The sequence below is a fragment of the Roseibium sp. RKSG952 genome (assembly GCF_009711355.1).
Genome location: NZ_SMMF01000908.1, coordinates 34,925 through 51,627 on the forward strand (window position 1 = coordinate 34,925; position 16,703 = coordinate 51,627).

Here is a 16,703-nt window from a genome sequence, read left to right on the forward strand (position 1 = left end):
GCCTTACCTCAGCTTCAGGGTTGCCAGTCCGATCAGGGCAAGCACCACGGCAATGATCCAGAAGCGGATCACGACCTGGGATTCCGTCCAGCCCTGATACTCGAAATGATGATGGATAGGCGCCATGCGGAAAACCCGCTTTCCGGTCAGCTTGAACGAGAGCACCTGAACGATCACGGAGACCGCTTCCAGCACGAACAGGCCGCCGATGATCGCCAGCACGATCTCGTGCTTGGTCGCAACGGCAATCGCGCCGATCATGCCGCCAAGGGCAAGCGAGCCGGTGTCCCCCATGAAGATCGCCGCCGGCGGCGCGTTGAACCACAAGAACCCGAGCCCTGCCCCGATCACGGCGCCCGCAATGACCGCCAGTTCGCCGGTGCCGCGGACATGATGGATCTGGAGATATTCGGAGAAAACCGCATTGCCGGACAGATAGGCGATCAGGCCGAAGGATGCGCAAGCGATCATCACGGGCACAATGGCCAAACCGTCCAGTCCGTCGGTCAGATTGACCGCATTGCCGGCACCAACCATCACAAAGGCCGCAAAGGGAATGAAGAAAATACCGAGATTGAAGGTCAGGTCCTTCAGGAACGGAAATGCGATCGAAGTCGAAAACGGCGGATTGTCGAGCACGGTCACCGCATAGGCAGCAAGAGCTGCGATCAGGAATTCCAGCGCAAGCCGCGCCTTGCCGCTAAATCCCTTGTGCGTGGACTTTGTGACCTTGAGATAGTCGTCGTAGAAGCCGATCAGGCCAAAGCCCAGCGTCACGCCGATCACGATCCAGACATAAGGGTTCGACAAATCCGCCCAAAGCAGCGCGGCGACCAGCGCCCCGGAAAGGATCATCAGCCCCCCCATTGTGGGCGTGCCCTTTTTTGTCAGCAGGTGACCTTCCGGGCCATCGGCCCGGATCGGCTGGCCATGCCCCTGCCGCAACCTCAGGCTCGCAATGATCTTCGGTCCGAACAGGAAGACGAATATCAGCGCCGTCATGATCGCTCCGCCGGTCCGGAACGTGATGTAACGAAACACGTTCAGGGCAGAGACTTGATCGGCAAATTCGCCTAGAAAATAAAACATTCAACAATCCTCACGCCGCTTCGGTTTCGTCTACCGGCGGATATTCCTTCTTCAGGGCCTCAACGAGCGGCCCCATGCGCGTGCCCAGCGAGCCCTTTATCATGATCACGTCGCCCGGGCGGACGTCTTCAAGCAATCTGTCTTTGAGCTTGTCCGAGCTTTCCGCATAAGCACCCCGGAGATGTCCCGGCAGCCGCTCCCACAGGCGGTGCATGTGCTGGCCGACGCAATAGACCGCATCAAGACCGGCCGCTTCGGTCGGTTCCAGCAACCCGCCATGCAGGTCATCGGACTCGATGCCCAACTCACGCATGTCGCCGAGCACCGCTACCCGGCGCCCCGGGCGTGTGACAGGTGTTTCACCGAGAACCGCCAGGGCTGCGCGCATACTGGCCGGATTGGCGTTGTAGCTCTCGTCGATCAGCGAAAACGTGCCGCTTTGGACCCGCAACCGGCTGACTTCGCCGCGTCCCTTCGGCGGGTGCATGTCGGCCAGTGCCAGTCCGGCCAGAGCCAGATCGGCGCCAAGTTCGACCACGGCCGTCAGAACCGCCAGACTGTTGCGCACATGATGCTGCCCCGCCGCCCCAATCTTGTAGGTGATCTCCTGCCCCAAAATCGATGCCTGAACACTGGAATTGCCCGGCTGGCGGGTCACCTTCTCGACAAAAGAATTCGCCGCACTGCTTTCGCCGAACATCTTGACATTGCGGACACCGGCAGCGGTCGCCAGGAACATCAAGAGATCGTATTGCTCGTTGTCCCGGTTGAGAATTGCAACGCCGTCCGGCTCCAGCCCGTCAAAGATTTCAGCCTTCGCCCGCGCGATCTTTTCAACCGATTCGAAGAACTCAAGATGCACGGCCTGAACGGTCGTGATGATCGCCACATGCGGACGCACCATTTTGACCAGCGGCGTGATTTCGCCTGCGTGGTTCATGCCGATTTCAAAGACACCATACTCGGTATCGGCAGGCATCCGGGCAAGCGTCAGCGGCACACCCCAGTGATTGTTGAAAGACGCGACCGACGCATGGGTCTTGCCCGAGCGCTCAAGGCAAAGCCTCAGCGCTTCCTTGGTTCCTGTCTTGCCGACCGAGCCCGTGACGGCAACGATCCGGGCGCTGGTCCGGGCCCGGGCAGCAATCCCGATGCGCCGAAGCGCCTCGAGCGGATCGTCCACCAGCAGATAGCGTCCGTCTTCCGGCAAATCCGGCTGGCGGTGGCGCGCAATGATGCAAACCGCCGCGTCCCGTGCAAGTGCGGCCTCGACGAAGTCGTGGCCATCAAACCGGTCTCCCCGGATGGCGACAAAGGCGTCACCGGGTTCGAGTGTGCGGCTGTCGATCGAAATTCCTGTGACCCTGGCGCTGGCCGCACCGGAAATCTCGCCTTCGGCGGCCTTTGCCAGATCCTCTAGCGTCCATAGTGGCGCGCTCATTCTTGTCCCTCCCCTGCCAGGGCCTGTGCGACCGCTTCATGATCGGAAAATGGAAGGACCGTGTCTTTCACAATCTGGCCGGTTTCATGACCCTTGCCTGCCACACAAAGAATATCATCAGGCCCGAGACGCCGGACCCCTTCCCGGATGGCCTCGGCGCGGTCTCCTATCTCAAGTGCCTCCGGCGCCCCGGCCAGAACCGCCTTGCGGATTGTGGCCGGGTCTTCCGAACGCGGGTTGTCATCGGTCACGATAACCAGATCAGCCCGCTTTGCCGCAATCTCGCCCATCAGCAGCCGCTTGCCCGGGTCCCGGTCGCCGCCAGCACCGACGATGACGCTCAATTTGCCCTTGGCAAAGGGACGCAATGCTGCAAGGACATTGTCGAGCGCGTCGGGTTTGTGGGCATAGTCGACCACGGCCAGTCCGCCGTTTGCCTTCCGGCCAACGAATTCCAGCCGCCCGGGCGCACCTTTCAGGCTTTCCAATGCGCGCAAGGCCGTTCCGGTGTTGACACCGGCCGCAATTGCCAGACCGGCTGCAACGAGCGCATTCGACACCTGAAACCGGCCCAAAAGCGGCAAGGAAACGGTGTATTCCCCGCGCGCCGCGGCAATCGTGAGGATCTGGCTCGCCCCATCGGTTTTCAACCCGACCAGCCGCAGGTCCTGCCCGGTTTCGCCAACGGTGAATGTCCTCAACCCGCGCTCTTTCGCGATATCTGCGATCCGGCCGGTGTATTTTTCACCCGGGTCGTAGACCGCAACGCCCCCCTCGGGCAAAAGACCGCGAAACAGCTTCATCTTGGCCTCGAGGTAATCCTCGACGGTCGGATGGTAGTCCATGTGGTCGCGGCCCAGATTGGTAAATCCCGCAGCCACCAGCCGCACGCCGTCCAGGCGATGCTGGTCCAGACCGTGGCTGGAGGCTTCCATGGCGGCATGGGTGATGCCGACTTCTTCCAGACGTGCCAGCTCGGCCTGTAGCGCGACAGGGTCCGGAGTTGTCAGACCGCCATAGCTCTGCCCGTCTGCAGTAACGGTTCCAAGCGTACCGATGCTGGCGGAAGAATGGCCCGCTGCCTGGAAAATCTGACGGACAAAGTCGGCAACGGAGGTCTTGCCGCTGGTTCCGGTCACAGCGACCATCACCTTTGGCTGGCGTCCGTAAAACCGGGCCGCCATCAAGGCCAGCGCCCGGCGCGGATCATCGGCCTCCAGAACAACCGTTCCGCCGGGCAACTCGGCGCGAAGCCGCGCCGCAGTTTCGCCCGAGGCAAGCACGGCCGCAGCTCCGGCAGCCACCGCCTTGCCGGCAAAAGCCGCGCCATCCGCTTTGGCACCCTTGAGGGCTGCAAACAAAAAACCCGGCTTCACCGCGCGGCTATCAGCGGTCATGCCGGTAATATCAAGGGCGTCTGCGCCCTCAGGCAGGTTTAACCCACCAGCAACATGGTGAAGCAACATGTCATATGGTCATCCGGTTCGTGCGTCGTCTTGCGTTCGGCATCTTCGGACCGGGGAAAACGGCTGCGACCCCGCCCGGCCCGTTGTGCCAGTCTAATATGATATTTCGATCGGTTCCGAGCCCTCTCCGTAGCGCGGCATAACGCCCAGCATCGGCGCAATGCGCCGGATAATGGATGCCGCCACTGGCCCGGCGTTAAGTCCGGCAGTTGCAGAGCGCGATGGCGGAACCGGCTTCGGTTCGTCAATCACGGTCAGAACCACATAACGCGGATCGTCCATCGGGAAGGCAGACAGGAACGAATTGCGCCGCTTGTTACGAACATATTTTCCGTTTTCAATCTTCTCGGCCGTGCCCGTCTTACCGCCGACCGTATAGCCAGAAACCTTGGAACGGCGCCCGGACCCCGACAGCACATTCAAGCGGAACAGATACCGCATCACCTTGCTGACATCCGGCGAAATGACCTGTTTGCCGAGCGCGTTAGCCTCATCCTCTGTCCGCGGGAGGAAGGTCGGCGGCAACAGCCTCCCACCGTTCACAAGAGCGGCAGCGGCAACCGCAGTCTGCATCGGCGTCACCGAAAGGCCGTGCCCAAAGGAGATGGTCATGGCCGCAAGTTCATTCCATTTCGGTGGCAACAGCGGAGATGCATTTTCCGGCAGTTCCGTTTGAAGACGCGACGTCAGGCCAAGACGCCCGAGGAACTCCTGCTGCTTGTCGATCCCTGCCGACAGCATCATTTTTGCGGTACCGATATTCGAGGAATAGATAAAAATTTCAGGGACCGAAAGGATCCGGTTTTTCCCGTGGAAATCGGAAATAGTCCGCCCGCCCGCACGAATTGGACGGGTCGCATCGAAACTGTCCTGCACGGAGACTTTGCCCGAATCAAGCGCCATTGCCGTGGTGAAAGCCTTGAAGACCGAGCCCATTTCATAAACACCGCCGGTTGCCCGGTTCATGCGGTCCTTTTCAAGCGCCTGCGCTCGGTCGTTCGGATCGTAGTCCGGCAAGGACGACATGGCGACAACCTCGCCGGTCCTCACATCCAGCACGATTCCGACCGCAGCAATTGCCTGATACCGCTCAAGCGCCTTGACCAGTTCGTCCCGCACAACATGCTGCACGCGCAGATCCATGGCCAGCCTGACCGGCTCCATGGTCCGGCCTGCGGTGAACCCGAGTTGCTGCAGATCCGACAGCCATGCCCTGTCGATGTATTTTTCAATCCCTGTCAGGCCCTGGTTGTCGACATTGACCGATCCGACGATGTGCCCGGCGGTCGGGCCGCCGGGATAAAACCGCTGGGTTTCATAAAGGTAGCTGATGCCCGGAAGGCCGAGATTATGGACCTGGTCCGCCTCGAAAGGTGATGCCTCCCGCTTTAGCCAGATGAAACCCGCCCGGCTCTCCAGACGCCGCCTGACCTTGGCCTCATCAAGATCGGGCAGAACCCGCATCAGTCCGTCCACGGCCTCATCCACGTCCAGAACCCGGCGCGGCTCGGCATAAATGGAGGCGGTCTTGATGTCGGTTGCAAGGATTTCGCCATTGCGGTCGATCAGATCAGGCCGGGCCGCGCTGACCGAATCCTGCGCCGACATCAGCGCAGAAGAAGGAGCCTCCTCCATTTCCGCCAGAACAACGAGACGTCCGGCAATCGCTATATAGACCATGGCGAAGGCCGCCATCGCGACATAAACCCGTGATTTGACCGCGCTTGCAGATACCGAACTGTGGACCGGCCGCGGCCTCACTTTTCGGACCTGCAGGAAGGATGTGGGTTCGTGTGCCAGTGCCATGATGCCGCCCTCACCTGATCACCTGGTTGGAACCTGCATAACCGCCCATCGTGTCGGGCTTGCCGATCGGCTCAAGCATGACCGGCCGGGCAGGCAATTCCTCCGCGGTGACGATCTGCCGAACGTCAACCGGTTGAAGCTGGAGATAGTCGTTGTAGCGGCCGACGAGCTGCTGCAGCCGGTCCGGCTGGTTCAGCAGGCTCCATTCGGCTTTCAGATGCTGGATCGATTCCTCTTCAGCCTTGATCTCGCGCTGAAGCTCGGCCACCCGCGCAGCGGATTTTTTCGCTGCAAGCTTCATGTCGTAGACCGTTGCCGCTCCGATGACGACCGCTGCAACGAAAAGGATGTTGAGATAGCGCACCATGGTCAGCCTCCCAACCCATGGAATTCCGCCAGACGCGGAACGCCTGCGGCATGAATGTCGAGTTCGCGCGCAGGTGCGTCTGTCCTGCGGCCTGCGCGCAGGCGCGCGGAACGTGCGCGCGGATTGAGGCCGGTCTCGTCTTCATCCGCCTCTACGGCCTTGCGGGTAAGAGATTCGAACGTGGGCGGCGGAACATCCTCTTCCGGCATGTGGCGGGACCCGCCACCGCGGGTTTTTGTCCGGTCTGCCAGAAACCGCTTGACGATCCGGTCTTCCAGAGAGTGAAAGCTGACCAGCACGAGACGACCGCCCGGCTTCAAGATCCGCTCGGCCCCTGCCAATGCCCGCGCCGCCTGATGCAGTTCGCCGTTCACATAGATCCGCAGGGCCTGGAACGTCCGGGTGGCCGGGTGGATCTGCGCCTTTTTGGGCGAGCGGCCAAGCACCTTTTCGATCAGGCCTGCCAGTTCCGCCGTCCGGGCAAACGGCTTTTCCTGGCGCGCCCGGTCGATCGCATGAGCAACGGTGGTGGCCCGTTTTTCTTCCCCCAGAAGCGCGATGACCCGGATCAGGTCGTTCACCTTCATCTGGTTGACGACATCTGCCGCGCTCGGCCCCGCCTGCTCCATGCGCATGTCCAGAGGACCGTCCCGCAGGAAGGAAAACCCCCGTTCGGCCTCGTCGAGCTGCATGGAGGACACGCCCAGATCGAGCACCACACCATCCACGCCATCAAAACCTGACTGGCGGGCATGGGCTTCTAGATCTGCAAACTGTCCCGGCACAAGGATCAGGTTCCCGGCACTCTCGCACACCAGCTCCTGTCCGCCCGCAATCGCATCCGGATCCCGGTCGACACCAACCACCTTGGCACCGCGCTCCAGAAGTGCGCGTGAATAGCCGCCTGCTCCGAAGGTGCCGTCAACAAACACTTCACCGGGCTGAGGGGCGAGATGCTGAAGAACCTGCCGGAGGAGGACCGGCACGTGGCGGACTGGTCCGCCAGCGCCGGGGAGATCCCCGTTGTCGCCGACCGCCATCATGCCGAGCCTCCTGGCAGGGAAGCCGGGGCGATCTGCCCCGACAACATTGCGAGCGCGCGCTTTTGGGCCTCTGCGCGATGCTCGCGAAACTTTTCCGGTTCCCAGATCTGGAACTTGTAGCCCAGGCCCGCAAAGGTAACCTGATCGCTCAATCCGGCGTGTTCGCGGATCATGTCGGACAGATTGATCCGGCCATCGCCGTCGATCTTGAGGTGCTCGCTGACACCGAAAAGTGACATGGCCAAGGCATCGTGATCCGGCGACAGGCGGCGAAAGGCTTCCAGCTGCTTTTCGTGCTCTTCAAGCAACGCGTTTCCACCTGCATCAATGGCCGGGCAGTGAGCGGACGGACTGCAGTAGAGCCCTTCGTAGCCGTCCTTCGCCAATACCGAACGGAAAGACGCCGGGACAGACACGCGTCCCTTGGCATCCAGCCGGTTGGTAAAATGCGAAACAAAGCCCGCCATCAATCCTCACAAAGCAGGCCTTAGCCCACCCCAGCCCATAACTAAAAGAACGAGAAAGCGGCCACGTACCGGGCCAAAAACAAAAAACTGACTTCCCCAAGCCCACATGGTCCGGACAAACATGGACCACCGATCCCCGTTCTGGGTTCGCCTGGATTATTCATGGTAATTTCATGGGCGTCAATGGAATCTCATGGAGATTCATGGTTTCACGCCCCACTAGAGGCCCGTTTCAGCCCCCCATGCAAGATGATCCGGCCAGCGTTAATCTTTCCTTGACAGGCAGACAGAAACGGGCTCGGCAACATCACCACTGGCAATTGCCGCAAAACCAAGCGTTTGATGTTTCGAAAATGCGGAAATTCGAGACCGGATCCGCCCTGCCCGCTGCCCAAACCGGCTATTGGCCGCGCGCGGAAGACCATGGTTAACAAAATGCTTAAACTTGTGAAAAATTGAACCGGAAGGTCAAAAAATACCGCCGGAGGTCACGCATTTTGCCGAACCTGAGCGGTTCGTCTCCGCCCGACCCAAAATAAGGCCGCTGCACGATGTGGCGTACCGTATTTCGGCCCACCCAAACCCATGAGGCTGGCCAAGGCTCGGACCCTCCAAGGAGTGTGTCCGCTGCTACAATCGAACGGCTGTTCCCGGCCGAGAGGTGTCCACCCCGCGTTGCGATGGATTGTGAGGATTGAAAACCAGTCGGCCTGTAAGCCGGGTTCGGTATGGCCTGTGGCCGAAACCACAGACGTGACAGCCATTCATCTGGGACGCCTGTTGCCAGACGCCTCGCGCAACCCACCCGGACAGCTGGCCCGGAAACTGGCCTGAGCCGCACTTGCATGCGGACCCGCGCTGTCCCTATTCGGTCTTGCTCCCGGTGGGGTTTACCATGCCGCGTCCGTTGCCGTCCGCGCGGTGGGCTCTTACCCCACCCTTTCACCCTTACCCCGGACTGATCCGGGGCGGTTTGCTTTCTGTGGCACTTTCCCTAAGGTCACCCTCGCCGGGCGTTACCCGGCACCGTGTTTCCATGGAGCCCGGACTTTCCTCCCCCGCGGCCTTTCGGCACTTGCGGCAGCGGCTGTCCGGCCGACTGGTGCGCGTCACTTACGAGGCTTTGCGTGTCCGGTCAAGCACCGGCCGGATTTCGGAACATGCGCTCCGCCCCCTGAACGGAAGAGCGCTCGATGCACCCGATACCGAGCTCCATACGCTGTCCGGCCGCCACCGTCCCGCAAGAATATGAAGGGTCCCGGGAACGCCTGCGATGATCACGGCTGCAACGCCTTCACGCCCCCTTTTCATTCCGGCCCCCGAAACGTTTCCGCAGTTCCGTTTTGAGTACCTTGCCATAGGCATTTTTCGGCAAGGCCTCCAACACATGATAGGCTTTCGGCCGCTTGAAGCGTGCCATGGAATTCAGGCAATGGCTGTCCAGCGCCTCAATGCTCACCGACGCCTCCGCCTGAAAAACGATACAAGCGACCACTTCCTCGCCCCATTCGGGATGGCCACGCCCGATCACTGACACCTCGTCCACTTCATCGAGCTCCAGCAGGACCTCCTCGACTTCGCGCGGATAAATGTTGGTGCCGCCGGAAATGATCACATCCCGGGAACGATCGGTAAGCGTCACAAAACCGTCCGTGTCCATGTGGCCGACATCACCGGTCAGAAGCCAGCCGCCGCGAATGGTCCTGGCGGTGGCCTCCGGGTTGTCCCAGTAGCCCCGCATGACAGCTGCTCCCCGCACGGCAATCTCGCCTGTCTCTCCGGGCGCACAGGGCTGGAGGTCTGTGTCCAGCACCATCACCTCGCTACAGGAAACGGCTGTACCCACCGATGCCAGCCTGTCCCGCCACCTGGGATGTGACCGGTCTGCGACCATTGATCGTGGCAGCGCGGTGATCGACATCGGGCACTCCCCCTGCCCGTAGACCTGGACAAAGCGTGGTCCCATGACCTCGACAGCCTCGATAATGTCAGCCAGATACATCGGCCCCCCGGCATATACGATGGTGCGCAACCCCTCGCCCGTGGAACCTGCCGCCTTTGCATGAGCAACCAGACGGTGGACCATGGTCGGAGCCGCGAACAGGTGAACACTCCCGAAAGACTTGGCCAAGTTCAAAATTTCCGACGGTTCGAAGCTGCCGCTTTCCGGTATGCAATGCCCGGCACCGCGCAGAATATGCATGAAGTTGTAAATCCCTGCGCCGTGCGACATCGGCGCGGCATAAAGCGCAACATCTTCGGCATACACTTCGTCCACATCGGCAAAATAGGTCAGCGTCATGGCCTGAAGATTCCCGTGGGTGATCTGGACACCTTTGGGACGGCCTGTTGTACCGGACGTATAGAACAGCCAGGCAATGTCGTCCCGCAGACGGCTCGACACATGTTCCGTTGCGCCCTGGGCAAGGAGTTGCTCCAACTCGCCATCAGAGGAAACGATGCACGTGCACGCCTCCGGCAAATGAGGCCCGCCCCTCAAGTCCGCAGCGCGTGCTTGATCGCAAAACACCACCCTTGCGCCGGAATTCTCAAGAATGAACCCGGCCTCGCGCGAATGCAGCTTGTAATTTGTTGGCACAACAACGGCCCCAAGCTGCCAAATGGCAAACAGAAGAGGGAGATATTCCGTATCATTGGCCATGAACACGGCCACCCGGTCTCCCGGACCGATCCCGTGAAGGGCATTCAATCCTCCCGCCAGCCGGCACACCCTTTCGTGAAAGGTCCGGTAGCTCGCAATTTGCCTTGTACCGTGAAACAGGGCCGGGCGTTCCGGAAACAGGCGCGCCGCACGCTCCAGCCACACAGCTACATTCATTCTAGCACCCTCCTCACCAACCGATTCAGTGTCCTTTCAATGGAGCTTATTCCGGTCTCGTTGCAAAGCTGTTGCTTGATTTGAAATCCCCCTTCCCCATCCGTTGAACTACTGCGTTGCACAATCTTCACTTTATTTCGCAAGCGGACGCCCGTTAATGTTTGGTCATCTTTTTGGCCCGCACACGGGAGAAATGATTGATGAAACACGCGGTAAAGCCGGAAGAGGCTGCTGAACTCATTCCGGACGGATCGGTTCTGCTGATTGGCGGCTTCATGGGCGTTGGCACGCCCCACCGGCTAATCGATGCGATTGTCGCGCGCGGCACAAGAGACTTGACTGTCGTTGCCAATGATACCGCCTTGCCCGGAAAGGGAATTGGCAAGCTGATTACGGCAGATGCCGTCAGCCGGGTCATCGCGTCACATATCGGCCTTAACCCCGAGACCCAGAAAAAGATGATTGCCGGAGAGATCGAGGTCGAACTGGTGCCTCAAGGCACCCTTGTCGAGCGGATCAGGGCGGCAGGCGTCGGCCTCGGCGGTATTTTGACCGCCACCGGGATCGGAACACCGGTAGAAGACGGCAAGGACAAGATCGAGATCGACGGCAAGGCCTATCTCCTCGAAAAACCGGTCCACGGCGACTTCGCCCTGATCGCCGCGCGTCAGGCCGACTATGTCGGGAACCTCGAATATTCGCTGACCGCACACAACTTCAATCCGATCATGGCGCTGGCGGCGGAAACCGTGATTGCCGAACCCCAGACAATCGTGCCGGTTGGCGTGATCTCGCCCGATGCCGTCAAGACCCCCGGTGTTCTGGTCGACCATCTTTTGGAAAGGGCTGCGTGATGGATGCCAAGGAAATCATCGCCCGGCGCGTGGCGCAGGAAATCCGCGAAGGCATGCTGGTCAATCTCGGCATCGGCTTGCCGAGCATGGTGGCCAACTATCTTCCCGAGAAAGTCCACGTCTTCTTTCAGGCCGAAAACGGCGTCATTGGTCTGGGCGCGCGTCCGCCGGAGGGAATGGAAGACCCGGACCTGACGGATGCAGGCGGCGGCTTCGTGACCGCAGTGCCGGGTGCTGCCTCAATCGACAGCGCCATGAGTTTCGGGCTGATCCGTGGCGGGCATCTGGACATGACCGTTTTGGGCGGTTTGCAAGTCGATGCGCGCGGTTATCTGGCCAACTGGATGATCCCGGGCAAGATGGTCCCGGGCATGGGCGGCGCCATGGATCTGGTATCGGGTGCCAAGAAGGTCATCGTTTCCATGGTGCACACCGCCAAGGGGGCGCACAAGATCGTCCCGGAATGCACACTGCCACTCACAGCTGCCCGCAGAGTCAGCCTGATCGTCACCGAAATGGCGGTTATCGAACCGACCGAAAACGGCCTCGTTCTGAAAGAGCATGGTCCTGGTTGCACCGTTGATGACGTGATTGCGGCGACAGGGACAAATCTGATTGTCCATGGCGATGTCCCGCAAATGCGCCTGAACTAATACCAACCGCGCGAACAACGAAAAAGGCCTGCACCAGACCGGCTCAGGCCTTTTTATCAATACGGGCGGTGTTGGTAGGAAACCCGGTACCCCGTACTCGATCTCGTTTTGTGCCGATTAAAGCGCTGCCAGAATCTGCTGGACCTTTTGGCAGTACCGCCTGCTGACCGGGTTCATGCGTTTGGCATAGTGACCCGCATTGTAGCGCAGGATTGTGCCGCAGAGATCTCCGTCGGCCCGTTCGTGTGCGCCGGCCAGATACTTCATGCCCCATTCGAGATTGGTTTCCGGATCATAAAGAGCGCTGACAGACCCGCTATATCCAAGACCACGTGCGGTGGCTGGCTTGATTTGCATAAGCCCGACTTCACCGGCACTGCCGCGTGCACGCGGATTGAAGTTGCTTTCCACCTCAACCACGGCCTTGGCGATGTGAAGCGGAACGCCATGCTTGCCAGCAGCCTTCTTGATCATCTTCTCAAAGGCTTCGAGGCCCTGTTTGTCCCCGGCTGCAGCCCGTGAACTCTTGGAATTCTTGGACGACTTTGCGACCTTCTTGGCCTTCGGCGAGGAAGACGATTTGGTTGTTTTTGATGCAGTCTTGCTTGCAGCTTTGGCTGGTGTCTTCTTGGTCTTTTCGGCGGTTGCCTTCTCGTCGCTTGTTTTCCCGCTGTTGACCATCACCAGCGGCGCACCTTGGCCGCGATGGGCATTCAGGATCTTCAAGCCACCCTGCTTGGCGTTCTTGTCTGAAGAGGTTTCCGTCCCGGACCGGTTGATCTTGATCGGGTCCGGCATCACGCGATCCGATCCATCGGTCGCTGCGCTCGCTTGCGCTGAAAACGTCATTGCGAAAGCCAGCGCAAAAACTGCACCGCTGACGGTCTTCCTGGACTGAAGCATTCAGTGAGCCTTGTTTGTTGTTGTTGGTATACTCAAAATCGGCGGGAGGAATGACGGCACACTGAGACAAAATTCCGGCCCGCCCCGGTCACGAAATATTTCATTTGGAGTCAATAAATGCTTCGAATTGGCACACAAACCCTACGGAATCGGCAGAAATAGACAAAACCATGACGGGGTCATGACAAATTGCGGCTGCAGCTTGATAGTCTCTGGATCAAGGCAAAGAGAGTTGGACAGATACGCGGCGTAACCGTGTCGCCGAAATGGACGCTCCAACACCCCTACGCTACGTCATATTTAATATTGTAAGAATTATGTATGGTCAAAAGGCTGGGAATAGATTCCGAACACTTCAAGCACGAGCTTCAACCACCACGTTTTGGGCAACGGGCAACGCTGCCGCAGAGAGCCACCGCCCGTCGCCATAGCTTCTCCGACAGGCATGTGGCAGCATTGGTCTATGTTTCGAGAGACGGCAGCTTCGACAACAGCGCATAAAGCGTTTCGACGGTCGGCTGATCGACAATGCCATCGACCCGGGCCGGCCGGAAATGACGCTGGAAAGCGGTTACGGCCAAAACGGTGCGGCGATCGAACTGCCCGGTTACGCCGACGTCATAACCATAAAGCGCCAGCATCGACTGAACGGCTTCGACGGGCTGCCCGGCCTCGCCTTCCTGCATGAGTATGCCACCGCCGGCATCTCCCGGTGTCACGTGGAGCCCGACCCCGGCCTGAGCCAATCGGTCCCACGGAAATTTTTCACCGGGATCCGCTTTACGATCCGGCGCGATGTCGGAATGGGCGAGCACGCGCCAGGGCGAGATCGCATGGCGGGCGCAGATATCAAGGCAGAGGCCGATCACCGCTTCGATCTGAGCCCCCGGATAATCGGGGCATCCCCCGTCATGGCCGGGGTTCACGATCTCCACGCCGATGGAGCGGGAGTTTATGTCCCGTTCGCCCTTCCAGCAGCTCTTTCCGGCATGCCAGGCCCTTCGGCTTTCGGGGACCAGCTGATCGATCCGGCCATCCTCGTAGACCAGATAATGGGCGGAGACCTCCGAAGCAGGGTCACACATGCGCCGGAGCGCGTCTTCGGCACTCTTCATGCCGGTGTAGTGCAACACAAGCGTATCGATTGGCACACCGGCCGCGCGCGCACCGTGGTTCGGTGATGGATGAACCCTTGCGGCAACACCCGTATCGGTCCGGACACTCATAGGCCACGCTCCGCAGCGATCTGCGCCCAGGCCGCGTTCAACGCCGCAAGGCGGTCATTGGCAATGCGGACAAACTCTTCCGGTACACCGCGGGCAATCATCCGGTCCGGGTGCGTTTCCTGAACTTCCTTCCGGTACTGGGCCTTCAGTTCGCTATCGCTCGCATCCGCACCGATCCCCAGAACGATGTAGGGATCACCATGCTCACGCGTGTGGCTGGCAAGGACACGATTGAACTCGCGGTGATCGAGGCCGAACACCTCGGCCACCTTGGCCAGGTAGGCCACTTCGCTTTCATGCACGACGCCATCGGCCTTGGCGATGTGGAACAGGCCATCGAGAATGTCGAGAAGTGTCTTCCGATCATAGGGAAACAGGTCGGCGAGTTTCTTGGCATAGACATCAAAGCCGGCGACATCCTGTTGTGCCAGATTGAACAGCCGCGCGACATTGCGCTCCTCACCGGGCGGGACATCGAACAGGTCGCGGAAGGCGATGATCTCATCATTGGTGACGATCCCGTCCGCCTTCGCCATTTTCGCGGACAGGGCAATCATGGCAACCGTAAAACCGACACTGCGGGTACCTTCCGGCCGTGCCAGAACCAGCTGGACAAGCCGGTCGACAACCTGCGCACCACTGGACCCGATGGCACTCACAATCGCGCCAAGATTGTTCCAAACGCTCAACTTCCTACCCCGACCACCTTTTTCCCGCCGCAAGCACGACACCCTGTCTACCGTGTCCTTGCGGACTACGCTACCTATGCGCCCTCCGCAATGATAACCGGCCGCAGATGAAGGCAGGGTGTTGAAAATATTGTGCGTGCCTTTCCAAGCGTATTTCCGGAAATGACGCCCAGGCCGCCAAAAACGTTCAAGCGGCCAGCCGGGAGCAAGCTACCCGTCAGGAGGTGCGGCCACCGCAGCAGCCACTACCGGCTTGAGGCAGCACCGGTTCTTCAATCTTGTGCTGGTTCACGCGCTTCGACAGCTGCTCGGCGGTTTCCACCCGCTCCGAATAGCGTTCGACCAGATAGTCCTCGCGGCCACGGACAAGGTAGGTGATCTTCAACAACTCCTCCATCACGTCGACAACCCGGTTATAGAGTGCCGACGGTTTCATGCGGCCATTGTCGTCGAATTCCAGAAACGCTTTGGGCACCGATGACTGATTCGGGATCGTTAACATCCGCATCCAGCGCCCGAGGACCCGCATCTGGTTCAGCGCGTTGAACGATTGTGAACCGCCGGAGACCTGCAGCAGCGCAAGCGTCTTGCCTTGCGTCGGCCGCACCGCCCCCATGCTGAGCGGGATCCAGTCGATTTGCGCCTTCATGACGCCAGTCATGGCGCCATGGCGTTCCGGAGACGACCAGACCTGTGCCTCGGACCACTCGGCCAGCTCCCTCAGTTCACGCACCTTCGGATGATCCGGATCGGCATCGTCGGGCAAGGGCAGGCCGGACGGGTTGAAGATCCGGGTTTCCGCCCCGAACCAGCGCAACAGCCGTTCCGCCTCTTCTGCCAAAAACCGGCTGTAGGACCGCTCGCGCAAGGATCCGTACAGCAGGAGCACCCTCGGCGCATGCGTGGGCGCGCCCGACAAGACAAGCCTCTCCGGATCAATCGGTTTCAACGCTTCAGGATCGATGTTCGGCAGGTCGCCGGGGAGGGTAATCATGTCAGGCATGACCGCCTCCGGTATTGACCACTTCCCCATCTTCCTTGGTGAACGCGCCGATGCCGGTATCGAGGAGATCGAGCACCTGTTCGGACGGGCGGCACAGGCGAACGCCCTTTGCACTCACCACGATCGGCCGGTTGATCAGGATCGGATAGGACATCATGAAATCGATCAGCTCGTCATCACTCCATTTCGGATCGTCCAGACCGAGATCGTCATAGGGCGTCCCCTTGCGGCGTAGCAGATCGCGCACCGGGATCTGCATGTGTCCGATCAGTTCAACCAGCCTTTCGCGGCTCGGAGGCGTTTTCAGATATTCGATCACCTCCGGCTCCTCGCCGGATTGCCGGATCATCGCCAGCGTATTGCGGGAAGTCCCGCAGTTGGGATTGTGATAGATTGTGATGCTCATGTTCGCTCCGTCCTGTTTCTGGGCACCATCCGGCCCGGTGTGGAGCAAATCTCCGGGTGACCGCCGCAACAGTCCTCCGTCAGAAACTCCAGCAAGTTCCGCATTTCGCCGTAGGCCACGGCATAGACAATGCGCCGCCCGTCGCGCCGCGTCGTCAAAAGACCTGCCCGCTCCAGCGCGGCAAGGTGAAACGACATGCGGGTTGGCGGGATTGTCAACTTCTCCGCAATCCGCCCCGACGGCAACCCTTCCGGCCCGGCCTTGACCAAGAGCCGGAACGTCGCCAGGCGATCCTGATGGGCAAGGGCTGCCAGCCTGCCGATTGCGTCTTCGTCTCTCATAATTCGATACTACAAGAATATTTGGATAATCAGAACATGGCGATATTCATCCGGATTTGCAAGCCACAAATCATGGCAGTGACCTCTGCATATTGCTGGTCTGTGCAGCT

At 60.1% G+C, this 16,703-nt stretch carries 16 protein-coding genes and 1 other RNA gene; 2 read left to right on the forward strand and 15 right to left on the reverse strand.

The window, feature by feature from the left end:
- Positions 1-3: 3 nt before the first annotated feature.
- The 9 genes from mraY to E1297_RS18240 form a co-directional block, all read right to left on the reverse strand.
- Complete coding sequence (mraY, locus tag E1297_RS18200) at positions 4-1,089, reverse strand: phospho-N-acetylmuramoyl-pentapeptide-transferase (RefSeq protein ID WP_155140812.1); 1,086 nt, start codon at positions 1,087-1,089, stop codon at positions 4-6.
- A gap of 10 nt (positions 1,090-1,099) precedes the next feature.
- Positions 1,100-2,530, reverse strand: a complete 1,431-nt coding sequence (locus E1297_RS18205; RefSeq protein ID WP_155140814.1) for a UDP-N-acetylmuramoylalanyl-D-glutamyl-2,6-diaminopimelate--D-alanyl-D-alanine ligase — start codon at positions 2,528-2,530, stop codon at positions 1,100-1,102.
- The gene (locus tag E1297_RS18210) at positions 2,527-3,996 is read right to left on the reverse strand and encodes a UDP-N-acetylmuramoyl-L-alanyl-D-glutamate--2,6-diaminopimelate ligase (RefSeq protein WP_155140815.1); all 1,470 of its coding nucleotides are present in this window, start codon (positions 3,994-3,996) and stop codon (positions 2,527-2,529) included. The genes E1297_RS18205 and E1297_RS18210 overlap by 4 nt, the downstream gene beginning before the upstream one ends.
- Positions 3,997-4,089: 93 nt before the next feature.
- The gene (locus E1297_RS18215; protein WP_155140817.1) at positions 4,090-5,802 is read right to left on the reverse strand and encodes a penicillin-binding protein 2; all 1,713 of its coding nucleotides are present in this window, start codon (positions 5,800-5,802) and stop codon (positions 4,090-4,092) included.
- A 10-nt stretch (positions 5,803-5,812) separates the two neighbouring features.
- Entirely contained in the window at positions 5,813-6,169 is a 357-nt protein-coding gene (locus tag E1297_RS18220) for a hypothetical protein (RefSeq protein ID WP_155140819.1), read from the reverse strand.
- Positions 6,170-6,171: 2 nt separating this feature from the next.
- Positions 6,172-7,212, reverse strand: coding sequence for a 16S rRNA (cytosine(1402)-N(4))-methyltransferase RsmH (gene rsmH / locus E1297_RS18225; protein ID WP_155140821.1), 1,041 nt, complete (start codon positions 7,210-7,212; stop codon positions 6,172-6,174).
- Positions 7,209-7,679 (reverse strand): division/cell wall cluster transcriptional repressor MraZ, encoded by a 471-nt coding sequence (gene mraZ, locus E1297_RS18230; RefSeq protein ID WP_155140824.1) that lies wholly within the window; start codon positions 7,677-7,679, stop codon positions 7,209-7,211. Before mraZ ends, rsmH begins: the two co-directional genes overlap by 4 nt.
- A 697-nt stretch (positions 7,680-8,376) precedes the next feature.
- An RNA gene (gene rnpB, locus E1297_RS18235) (RNase P RNA component class A) lies at positions 8,377-8,782 on the reverse strand.
- Between the two features lie 191 nt (positions 8,783-8,973).
- A complete protein-coding gene (locus E1297_RS18240) occupies positions 8,974-10,518 on the reverse strand; it encodes a class I adenylate-forming enzyme family protein (RefSeq protein ID WP_155140825.1) in 1,545 nt (514 codons plus the stop codon).
- A gap of 200 nt (positions 10,519-10,718) precedes the next feature.
- Here E1297_RS18240 and E1297_RS18245 point away from each other — a divergent pair, with 200 nt between their 5' ends.
- Together E1297_RS18245 and E1297_RS18250 are read left to right on the forward strand one after the other, a co-directional pair.
- Positions 10,719-11,372, forward strand: a complete 654-nt coding sequence (locus tag E1297_RS18245; protein ID WP_155140827.1) for a CoA transferase subunit A — start codon at positions 10,719-10,721, stop codon at positions 11,370-11,372.
- Positions 11,372-12,025 (forward strand): 3-oxoacid CoA-transferase subunit B, encoded by a 654-nt coding sequence (locus E1297_RS18250; protein ID WP_155140847.1) that lies wholly within the window; start codon positions 11,372-11,374, stop codon positions 12,023-12,025. The genes E1297_RS18245 and E1297_RS18250 overlap by 1 nt, the downstream gene beginning before the upstream one ends.
- A gap of 117 nt (positions 12,026-12,142) precedes the next feature.
- On the opposite strand, the gene E1297_RS49850 is transcribed toward E1297_RS18250, so the two are convergent.
- The 6 genes from E1297_RS49850 to E1297_RS18280 form a co-directional block, all read right to left on the reverse strand.
- On the reverse strand, positions 12,143-12,706 hold the full coding sequence (locus E1297_RS49850; RefSeq protein ID WP_209015839.1) for a lytic transglycosylase domain-containing protein: 564 nt from the start codon (positions 12,704-12,706) through the stop codon (positions 12,143-12,145).
- A 683-nt stretch (positions 12,707-13,389) separates the two neighbouring features.
- Positions 13,390-14,154 carry an N-acetylmuramoyl-L-alanine amidase gene (locus tag E1297_RS18260; protein ID WP_155140829.1) on the reverse strand — a complete coding sequence of 255 codons (765 nt, stop codon included), beginning with the start codon at positions 14,152-14,154 and terminating at the stop codon, positions 13,390-13,392.
- Positions 14,151-14,843 carry a molecular chaperone DjiA gene (locus tag E1297_RS18265; RefSeq protein WP_155140831.1) on the reverse strand — a complete coding sequence of 231 codons (693 nt, stop codon included), beginning with the start codon at positions 14,841-14,843 and terminating at the stop codon, positions 14,151-14,153. Before E1297_RS18265 ends, E1297_RS18260 begins: the two co-directional genes overlap by 4 nt.
- A 217-nt stretch (positions 14,844-15,060) precedes the next feature.
- Positions 15,061-15,846, reverse strand: coding sequence for an arsenical resistance protein ArsH (gene arsH / locus E1297_RS18270; protein ID WP_244327802.1), 786 nt, complete (start codon positions 15,844-15,846; stop codon positions 15,061-15,063).
- Positions 15,839-16,252 carry an arsenate reductase (glutaredoxin) gene (gene arsC, locus E1297_RS18275; RefSeq protein WP_155140835.1) on the reverse strand — a complete coding sequence of 138 codons (414 nt, stop codon included), beginning with the start codon at positions 16,250-16,252 and terminating at the stop codon, positions 15,839-15,841. Before arsC ends, arsH begins: the two co-directional genes overlap by 8 nt.
- A complete protein-coding gene (locus E1297_RS18280; RefSeq protein ID WP_155140837.1) occupies positions 16,249-16,593 on the reverse strand; it encodes a helix-turn-helix transcriptional regulator in 345 nt (114 codons plus the stop codon). The genes arsC and E1297_RS18280 overlap by 4 nt, the downstream gene beginning before the upstream one ends.
- Positions 16,594-16,703 lie beyond the last annotated feature (110 nt).